Below are 2,880 nucleotides of genomic sequence, written 5' to 3' on the forward strand. Positions count from 1 at the left end.
TTCCGGAGGATTTTAGCGCCAATTCGGTCGTGTTCGGGTATCGGGTTGATGACGGTCGTGGTGGGACCGATGAAGCGACGGTGACGTTGACGATTCGGGATGAGGGTGAGAATGCTGCTCCTGAGGAGTTGCGGGAGCAGGGCTTTGAAGTCGAACAACGCGCCGAGTACGAGCACGGCGTACTCGAGAGTTGGTTTGATCCTGACGGAGACGACCTCTTCCTGATCGATGCCTTCAGCGACTCCGGCGACACGGTACGGTTCAGCCCGAACGGACGCATCGTCTATACGGCAACGGGTGAGCCCGGGCCGACGACGATGACCGTGATCGTGAGCGATGGCGTGGACGAAGAGGAAGCTTCGATCGCCGTCGAGGTCCGCGAGCGCGGAACATCGACCCCTATCGCGAATGCCGACTACGTCAGTGCTCGCGTGAACCAGAGCACGTCGATTCGACCGCTCGACAACGACTTCCTTCCTGCGGGGGAGAACGCGAGGCTCGCAAGCGCAACTCCCCGTGGTGATGTCACGGTCGACATCGACAGGGCGACCAACACGCTGTACGTCACGGGCGGCAGCATCGGCACGCACTTCGTCGACTACACCGTGGCATCCGGACCGAGTCAGGCTCAAGGGCATGTGCGCATCGATATCGCGGAACCCGTCGAAGATGCAACACCCGTTGCTGTTCGCGATGTCGCTCTTCTTCCCATGGGCGGCGAAGCGCTCGTTGACTTGACGGCCAATGACGTCGACCCGGCCGGGGGCGTCCTCGTCGTCCAGTCGGTGGATGCCGACGGCGCCCCCGTCGCGGTGCAGCTCCTCCAGCGCCACATGCTGCGAATCGAGGACCAGCAGGGTCTCGGGGAGCGGACGACGCTGCGCTATCACATCTCCAACGGTGCGAACACGGCCACCGGTGAGATCGTTGTCATTCCCGTTGAGCCTCCCGACAAGCCTCGCAATCCGGTCGCAATGGACGACACGGCGACGTTGCGCGCCGGCGATTACACAACGGTGCACATCACCGAGAATGACTTCAGCCCGGATGGCGTGCCCTTCAGCGTCAGCCCGCAACTCGTGGAGTCTTCATTGCTCCCCGAAGAGGGGCACGTCTTCGTCGACGGTGATAGCGTTCGAGTCCACGTCGGCGTCGACGGTCCGCCATTCGTCGATGTCGTCTACGAGATCAGCGACGCGGCCGGCAACACCGACACCGCTTCCCTGCGTGTAGAGGTCGAGCCGAGAAATATCGACACCAACAATCCGCCTCACGCGATGGATGTCACAGCTCGCGTGCTCGCCGGCAATGTCGTGCGCATCCCGATCCCGCTGAACGGCATCGATCCTGACGGCGATGGCGTCACCCTCGTCGGTTGGGAGACCGCACCGGCTATGGGGCGCATCGTGGAGGTCGGGCCCGACTACTTCGACTTCGAAGCGTTCCGGGGGGACGGAGGAACAACATCGTTCGACTACCGAGTGCGTGATCGATGGGGCGCCGAGTCCGTGAGTTCGATCACGGTCGGCATCGCGCAGCCGAGCGACGTGAATCAGGCACCGCAGGCTGCGCTCGATACCGTGCTCGTTCGGCCCGATCGCGCTGTGGCGGTCTCCGTGCTCGATAACGATTCCGACCCCGACGGGGACGAAGTCGGCCTCGTGAGCGTCAACGTCGAAGACGCCCCTGCCGAATTCGTCAACCTGCGGCTCGGTGAGGACTCCCCGACGGTGAACTTCACCGCGCCCTCGGAGCCCGGTGAGTACACGCTGGAGTACACGATCCAGGATGCGCGTGGAGCGACGGCGGTGGGCGCTATCCGCGTGCAGGTCGACGTCGACGCACCTCTCCTACCCCCTCGCGCGTTCGACGACATCGTCGACGTCGCGGACGTTGCCGCGGGAGACCCGTTCGTGGTGCCGGTGCTGGAGAACGACCGCGACCCGGACGGAGATCCGTCAGAACTCGTCATCGAAGTCCTCACGGGTGAGGGGCGCGCGGTGCCCGGCGGTGTGGAAGTCGTCCCCACCGACGAGTTCCAGATCATCACCTACCGTGTGACCGATCAGGATGGCGGGCACGCGGAGGCCTTTGTGTTCATTCCCGGCGCCGGCGTGCAGCTTCCGTACATCGCATCCGACACGAAACTGTACGTCGGGTCGGGCGAACTGCTGGAGATTCCGCTGGATCGCGTCGTCGAGATGCCCAACGGCGGCACCGCGAGAATCACCACCGAGGAGACCGTGTCGGCGACGAACGACAACGAAGACAGCCTCGTCGCAGACGAACACAACCTCGTCTATACATCCGAACCAGGGTATGTGGGAGATGCCGCGATCAGCTTCGAGGTCACCGACGGTAGCGGTCCCGATGATCCGGACGCGGTCACCGCGAGGCTCACCGTGCCAATCGTCGTCACGCCGTCGAGTCAAGTGTCGCCCGAGTTCCACGGGGCCGAAATCCGGGTCGAACCAGGAGAAGCCCCAACGGAGTTCGACTTGCGAAGCGCCACGTGGGATCCCGACGACGGTGACATCGATCGCATGGAATACGACTTGCTGAGCGGCAGCGCTGCCGATGTGAATGTTCGCGTCGACGGTCAGACGCTCGTCGTGAGTGCCGAAACGGACGCCGCTCCCGGCACGCGGGGATCGTACGAAATCGAGCTGCAGGATCCCGCAGGAAATCTCGCACCGGGCGTTGTGATCGTCGAGGTTGTTACGTCGAGCCGGCCCCTGCCAAGGGCCGAAACGGATACTGCAGAGACGGATCAGGGCGTTGAGATCAGCGTCAACGTGGTTGCGAATGACTTCAACCCGTTCCAGAACATCGGCGAGCCTTTGAACGTGCGTGATGTTCGGGTGCTCAGGGGCGACGCAT

The 2,880-nt window shown here is 63.5% G+C and carries 1 protein-coding gene; it reads left to right on the plus strand.

Annotated features, from left to right (window positions below):
- Positions 1-80 precede the first annotated feature (80 nt).
- The coding region (locus tag Q0O95_RS13920) for an Ig-like domain-containing protein (RefSeq protein ID WP_293699925.1) at positions 81-2,880 on the plus strand (2,800 nt) is incomplete at its 3' end.

The organism is uncultured Agrococcus sp. (genome assembly GCF_945915485.1).
In the GTDB taxonomy this organism is placed as follows: Bacteria; Actinomycetota; Actinomycetes; order Actinomycetales; family Microbacteriaceae; genus Agrococcus.